We start from the raw sequence: 6690 nt of genomic DNA on the forward strand, positions 1-6690 counted from the left end.
ATGGTTGAATCATACCCAATAGTTGATGTTTTTAATGCTTATTTTAACTATCAGGTGAAATTTTCCAATTTGTATAGCTTTTTTAATGAAGACTCCAGGGTTAATATCCAGGCTATAAAGGATGAGTTTAAAAAAATAGCTAAAAAACACAGTATGTATCTTCAGGATAGAAATATTCCTGTAATGACAACTCTAAAATCACTCACATCAAAAAGTTACAAATTCTGGCAAGCTGATTTTTATGACCCTAAAAATTCTATATTTATTGAGTTGGAGTTAAATACACAAAAACATCAGTCTGCGTGGGTAAATGCAATTGGCCAAACCTTTATGTATATTGCGGATGAAAACTACAGGCATTCTGTATATATAATTTTTATTATAGATAAAGTTATTAAACGAGAACTTAATAACAACGATAAGTACTTGCTTGATTTTTTAACACAGGTTGGCATATACTGCTATAGCATATACTTAAATGATAAAAATGAAATCAAGTCTTATACAACAATACCTTCAAATTTGTTCTATGAAAGATAACTATTTGTTATAGTTTAAATGCCTTAAATATTCTTTTTTAAACAAAGGTGTATAATCTATTAAGTTTTCTTTTTCCTTTTTATTTAAAACCCTAACATTGCTTTGAGCACATGTTGTAGGTTTCATCAGGTTAGTCGCAAAATTGTCTTTAATTGGGTAAAAGCCTTCTCCTGCTACGGTTTTGTTACCATGACAGAAAAGACAGCTTCTTGCTTTACCAATTGTATGCGGGAAATATGGTTCCCAATCAGCTCCCATAAATTTATTGTTTACAAGGACTTTACCCTGGGCATTTTTATAACTAAAATAATACTGGTACATTGGTCGCAAAATTACATATTTAGAGCCCATTTTGCCCAATATTACATATTCCCATCTTGTGAACAAATACCCAATATGCCACAATCCTGGCTCCATTTTACCTGTTAAGAAATCTTCTTGCATGGGAGCAGGTGCGCTTTTGCCTTCTTCAATAAGACCTATTGCATGTGATAAAAATTTATCTGCTTGAGGGTTACCTGTTAGTGTAAAAGCTGACCATTTAGTGTAATCTTTTGTATCATCTTTTAATGCATAAAAACCGAAATCGTATATTGTCCATTGAGCATGACAGGCGCTACATGAGACATTTTCGTGATACTTGTGTCCTGGTATGTTTGGGTTAAATAACTTTATGTGTTTAAAAAAACGTTTTGGTTTTGTATGGTAGCCTCCATGGCAGGTTTGGCAGGTTACTTGCAGGCTTTGTGTTTCGTTGTGATAAAATTTGCCATTTCCCATAACTTCCTGTTTTGTATGACAAGACATGCAAGTCATGCCTGCTTTGTAGTGTACATCTTTTGCTAAATAATCATAGTCAATTCCATAGATTACAGGTGGAAAATTGCCTTCTTTGTTTATTGGTGTTCTGTAGGTTTCACCAAATTCTTTTGGAAACATCCCAAGATAATCCGTTCCTACATATTGTTTGTTATGGCACGATAGGCAGTTTTGCATTTGTGGTTTTATAAATTTATGATAGGCAATGTTTGATGGTTTGCCATGCATAGCTTTATCGTTTCCAAGATATATGCCATCTTTTGATAATGGCATATGACATGCAGCACACCCAGAAGGCCTATATAATCCAGTACCTTTTTCGCCTTCGCTTGATATATGACATTTCAAACAGTTTTGTCTTAAAAATTGGAATGAAAGTGTTTCAAGCAAATTATTGCCTTTTTTAGGTAGATCTTGAACTGTGTAATTTGTTTTTTTATGAAGCAGTGTAAAGAGTGTTTTATTTATTTCACCATAAGCAGTATAGTGTAGTGAATGCTCAACATCGTTTATTTGTTTTGAATGACATTTGTAACAAAATATATTCCAGTATTTTGGAGAAGAAGGGTTTTTTACAATCATTTTATGCGATGTTATAGGTTTATTTCTATCTTGAGGCAGTACGTGGCATTTATCACAACTAAAGTTATGTGGTTTTGGCATTTGTTCAATGCCTTTGTGACAGGATAGACAATTGTTGAAATCAGTTGCATTACTAAAAATTGGCAATAATAAAAACATTAAAATAAACAAAATCCTCATAATTGATTGTAAGTATAGCACAAAAAATTTTTTTATTAAAGTAAAATTTGAACTTACTTGACAAAAGTTAAAGACTATTATAAAAATAAAATTTAGAGCCGAGGTGGTGGAACTGGTAGACACGCTACTTTGAGGGGGTAGTGAGGGTTTCCTCGTGCGGGTTCAAGTCCCGCCCTCGGCACCATTTTTAAACAGCTTCTTTTGTATATCTCCCCCACTTGATAAATTTGATAATTAATGTAATAATACCTTTAATTTAAGGGGGTGTTATGACTCAAATTGAATATGCCAAACAAGGCATTATTACAAAGCAAATTGAAGAAGTTGCTTTCAAAGAAAAAAGAAGCCCAGAATTTATAATGGAAGGTTTGATAAAGGGAACAATAGTTATACCAAAAAATATAAACCACCAAATTGAAGCAATGGGCGTAGGTAAAGGTTTAAGAACAAAAGTTAATGCAAATATTGGCACTTCTTCTGATATAGTTGATATTAATGCTGAATTACTTAAAGTCAAAGCCGCAATTGAAGCTAAAGCTGATTCAATTATGGACCTTTCAACAGGAGGTGATTTAGATTTTTTTAGGAGAAAAATTTTACATGAATCCACAATAGTTGTAGGCAATGTTCCAATATATCAAGCAGCAGTTGAGATAGCAACAAAAGAAGGTTCTATTGTTCATTTAACTAAAGACTATTTGTTAAAAACAATAGAAAAACAAGCTCAAGACGGTATAGACTATATGACTCTACACTGTGGTGTTACACAAAGTTCGCTTGAAAGACTTATTAATCAGGGTAGAATAGAAGACATAGTATCTAGGGGTGGTTCTTTTTTGGCTGTGTGGATGTTGTACCATGAAAAGGAAAATCCATTGTATGAATATTTTGATGATGTGCTTGAGATTGTAAAAAAATATGATGTTACAATTTCTTTGGGTGATGGTTTCAGACCAGGCGCAATAGCCGATGCTACAGATAGAGCTCAGATTGAAGAGCTGATTATTTTAGGAGAACTTCATAAGAAAGCACTCAAAGCAGGTGTGCAATCTATGATTGAAGGTCCAGGGCATGTGCCAATAGATCAGATTATAACAAACGCCAAGATTGAAGAAGCAGTATGCGAGGGCGCACCATTTTATGTGTTAGGTCCAGTTGTTACAGATATAGCACCAGGTTATGACCATATAACAAGTGCAATAGGCGGTGCTTTAATGGCTTCATATGGTGCAGATATGTTATGTTACGTAACAAAAGCAGAACATGTAAGGCTACCAAACCCAGAAGACGTAAGAGAAGGAGTAATTGTTACGCGAATTGCAGCTCATGCTGCAGATATTGCAAAAAAAATACCTGGCGCAATTGATTGGGATATAGAAATGTCTAAAGCCAGGAAAAATCTTGATTGGAATAAAATGATAGAGCTATCTATCGACCCAAATTATGTAAAATCACAAAGAGAGTCTTCAATGCCAAAAGAAAGCGATGTCTGTACTATGTGTGGTAAATTTTGCGCTATAAAATTGCTTAATAAAGCTTTACGTAATAGATGAATATAACGCGAATAATTTTAGAAGCATTATCCGATAGTCAAAACGAATTTGTAAGCAGCGAAAATTTATGTTCAAAAACCCAAATTTCAAGAATTGCAATCTGGCAACATATTAAAAAGCTAAAAAATGCAGGTTATTTAATAGAAGCAAAAAGAGGTGTAGGCTATAAATTAATTCAAAAACCACCTGATTTGCTAAATATTTACGAGATTCATAAACTGAAAGAAAATAAGGCTGTAGAAAATGTAATTTTTTTTGAAAATACCACTTCTACTATGGACGAATCAAGAAAATTGCTACAAAATAGTAGAGATTTAGCACACAAAACTCTTATTGTTGCATTAAGCCAGACAGAGGGAAGGGGAAGAAAAAACAGACACTGGTTGTCATTTGGCCAAAATATATACGCTTCATATATTTATCTACCAAAAAACCTTGGACCACAAGACGGTTTGTTTGTGATGTTTGCAGGTTGCATTGCTGTTTGTATGGCACTTAATGATATTGGTGTGCATGCAAAAATAAAATGGCCTAATGACTGTTTAGTGGATGGTAAAAAAATAAGTGGTATATTGGTTGATGTAAAAAGCGATATGTCTTTAATTGAAGAGCACTTATGAAATCACGAAAACAATTACAGATAGATTAAATCTTTTAGATAAAATAATGTACTATTTATTTTTATTAATTAAATTAATTGAAAATAATTATAAAAAGAATATACTAAAATTGTGGAAATTATACGAAACAACACTTGAAAAAAGGGTTGAAGTTTTAAGTGATAATAAAAAAATTCAGGGAGTAGCAAAAGATATAGATGAGTATGGTTTTTTGTTGGTTGAAACTCAACATGGTATGCAAAGGATTATTACATGCGATAATTTGAGGTTTTTATGATAGAAGAACTAATTAGTGAAACGCTTAACAAAGCTATAGAAGAAAATGTAAGCCTAACACCCTACAACTATTACAAATTATTTATTGAAGTTGCTATGCAAAAAGGTATTGATCATAATAGTTTAAAAAATTATTTATACGAGGAATACACTAAACAGGATGAACTTTTAGATCCAATAAAAGAAAAAATTAATCTAATAATTGAAAATTTAAAAAAAGAAATGTCAGAGATAAGCAATAATATTAGCGAAACTATAGCTGCACAGGAAAATGTTAACCTTGAAGATTCAAGTAATGCATATGAGGAGCTAGAAAAACTTAAAAAGATAAATTTATCCCTTAGAATAAATTTGGAAAAGGCAATGCGCAATATTGAGCAAGAAAGACAATCATTAGAAAAAATAAAAGTAAAAGTCTACCGTGATGGCTTAACTGGTTTATATTTAAGGGAATATCTACAAATAAAACTAAAAGAAAACCTATATTTTATGCAACGCTATGGTCGTATTTTTAGCCTTCAAATGATTGATGTTGATGATTTTAAAGATATAAATGATAAATTCGGGCACCAAATAGGCGATAATGTCCTTTGTCAGATAGGAAATCTTATAAAGAAAAATATTCGCACTTCAGATATACCAATTCGTTACGGTGGTGATGAATTTGTTGTTTTAATGCCAGAAACGGATATAAATAGTGCAAAAAAAGTTGCAGAAAAATTTGTCCAAAAAATGTCTAAGGTTGTTTTTAGAAAAAAAGATGAAGAATTCAAAGTTACTTTTTCCATAGGCTTAACAAGTGTAAGAAAAGACGATACGTTTCAATCTATAATGGAAAGAGTGGATTCTGCGCTATATTCATCTAAAAGGTCTGGCAAAAACTCCATAACTGTATTTGATTGAAATATTTGGTTTAATTGAAGATGCTGCAAATTGACAAAAGAAAATTTAAATATTTTGATTATCCATTGTTTATAGCGGTTTGTTTGCTTGGTGTTTTGAGTGTTTTTTTAATTTACACAACTGATGCGGGTAAAATATTTTATAATAAGCAAATCCTATGGGAGTTGATTGGAGTTTTTTTATGTTTATTGGTTGCAAATATTGATTTAAAACTGATTAAAACTTATGCTTTTGCTTTTTATATTTTTGTTTTGTTTGTTTTGTTAGTTGTGTTTTTTATAGGTTTTGTAGGACATGGTGCTAAACGCTGGATATCTTTGGGTTTTTTTAATATACAACCATCTGAATTTATGAAATTGGCAATAATTTTGGTTTTGGCTGCCTACTTTGATGAGTATATAAAAAGTTCAAAGTATAATTTTAAAGATTTGTATCTACCATTTGCTTTAATACTGTTTCCAGCTGTTTTAATCATAAAACAACCAGATTTAGGTACTGCTTTGATTATTCTTATTATTGGTTTGGCAATTATATTAAGTGTTGGCGTTAAAAAGACATTTTTGATTAAATCTGTTATATTTTTTCTAATTGCTATGCCTTTTTTTTGGAGTTTATTAAAAAATTATCAAAAAGAACGGCTCATTGCTTTTATCAACCCTTATTTGTCTCCACACACATATGGCTATCATATTATCCAATCGGAAATTGCAGTAGGCTCAGGGGGTCTTTTTGGTAAAACTGCCGCAGGTGCAACACAAACAATCCTCAATTTTTTACCAGAAAACCATACTGATTTCATATTTGCCGCTTTTTGTGAACAATGGGGTTTTGTTAGTGCATTAGTATTAATTGGTTTGTATCTTTTTGTAATATTTAGATGTTTATCATTTATCAATATTGCAAGCTCTATATTTGAAAAAATTGTTATAATAGGTGTTACTGTGATGCTATCTGTATCTATGATATTCAATATCGGAATGACTATAGGTTTGTTACCTGTTGTAGGTGTGCCGTTGCCGTTTGTAAGCTATGGTGGTTCTGCTGTCATAACAAATTTTATTGCGATAGGTATTTTGATTAACATAAAAATAAAAAATCAAATTTACAGATGAGGTGTGTATGATAGAACGATATACAAGAAAAATCATGGGGGATGTTTGGACGCTGGAAAATAAATACCAAAAGTGGCTTGAAGTAGAACTAGCAATTATGCAAGC

General features: G+C 31.8%; 7 protein-coding genes and 1 tRNA gene. 7 read left to right on the plus strand and 1 reads right to left on the minus strand.

What is annotated here, in order from left to right:
- Window positions 1–540 (plus strand): hypothetical protein, encoded by a 540-nt coding sequence (locus Q0C22_RS02375; RefSeq protein WP_291490473.1) that lies wholly within the window; start codon window positions 1–3, stop codon window positions 538–540.
- Here Q0C22_RS02375 and Q0C22_RS02380 read toward each other — a convergent pair whose 3' ends face one another.
- Window positions 541–2121: a cytochrome c3 family protein gene (locus tag Q0C22_RS02380; RefSeq protein ID WP_291490474.1), complete on the minus strand. Its 1581-nt coding sequence runs from the start codon at window positions 2119–2121 to the stop codon at window positions 541–543.
- Between the two features lie 97 nt (window positions 2122–2218).
- Between Q0C22_RS02380 and Q0C22_RS02385 the strand changes: the two genes are divergently transcribed.
- From Q0C22_RS02385 to rodA, 6 genes are all read left to right on the plus strand, one after another.
- Window positions 2219–2305, plus strand: a tRNA-Leu gene (locus Q0C22_RS02385).
- Between the two features lie 85 nt (window positions 2306–2390).
- Complete coding sequence (gene thiC, locus Q0C22_RS02390; protein ID WP_291490475.1) at window positions 2391–3674, plus strand: phosphomethylpyrimidine synthase ThiC; 1284 nt, start codon at window positions 2391–2393, stop codon at window positions 3672–3674.
- Window positions 3671–4294 carry an HTH domain-containing protein gene (locus Q0C22_RS02395; RefSeq protein ID WP_291490476.1) on the plus strand — a complete coding sequence of 208 codons (624 nt, stop codon included), beginning with the start codon at window positions 3671–3673 and terminating at the stop codon, window positions 4292–4294. The genes thiC and Q0C22_RS02395 overlap by 4 nt, the downstream gene beginning before the upstream one ends.
- The gene (locus Q0C22_RS02400; protein ID WP_291490477.1) at window positions 4278–4571 is read left to right on the plus strand and encodes a hypothetical protein; all 294 of its coding nucleotides are present in this window, start codon (window positions 4278–4280) and stop codon (window positions 4569–4571) included. The genes Q0C22_RS02395 and Q0C22_RS02400 overlap by 17 nt, the downstream gene beginning before the upstream one ends.
- Window positions 4568–5473, plus strand: coding sequence for a GGDEF domain-containing protein (locus Q0C22_RS02405; RefSeq protein ID WP_291490478.1), 906 nt, complete (start codon window positions 4568–4570; stop codon window positions 5471–5473). Before Q0C22_RS02400 ends, Q0C22_RS02405 begins: the two co-directional genes overlap by 4 nt.
- A gap of 20 nt (window positions 5474–5493) precedes the next feature.
- Window positions 5494–6585: a rod shape-determining protein RodA gene (gene rodA / locus Q0C22_RS02410; RefSeq protein ID WP_291490479.1), complete on the plus strand. Its 1092-nt coding sequence runs from the start codon at window positions 5494–5496 to the stop codon at window positions 6583–6585.
- Window positions 6586–6690 lie beyond the last annotated feature (105 nt).

This window comes from Desulfurella sp. (assembly GCF_023256235.1).
Classification (GTDB): domain Bacteria; phylum Campylobacterota_A; class Desulfurellia; order Desulfurellales; family Desulfurellaceae; genus Desulfurella.

Bases quoted from the DNA above. Each gene is read 5' to 3' on its own strand.
- Q0C22_RS02375 (WP_291490473.1), top strand. From the start codon at position 1: ATGGTTGAATCATACCCAATAGTTGATGTTTTTAATGCTTATTTTAAC.
- Q0C22_RS02380 (WP_291490474.1), bottom strand. From the start codon at position 2,121: ATGAGGATTTTGTTTATTTTAATGTTTTTATTATTGCCAATTTTTAGT.
- thiC (WP_291490475.1), top strand. From the start codon at position 2,391: ATGACTCAAATTGAATATGCCAAACAAGGCATTATTACAAAGCAAATT.
- Q0C22_RS02395 (WP_291490476.1), top strand. From the start codon at position 3,671: ATGAATATAACGCGAATAATTTTAGAAGCATTATCCGATAGTCAAAAC.
- Q0C22_RS02405 (WP_291490478.1), top strand. From the start codon at position 4,568: ATGATAGAAGAACTAATTAGTGAAACGCTTAACAAAGCTATAGAAGAA.
- rodA (WP_291490479.1), top strand. From the start codon at position 5,494: ATGCTGCAAATTGACAAAAGAAAATTTAAATATTTTGATTATCCATTG.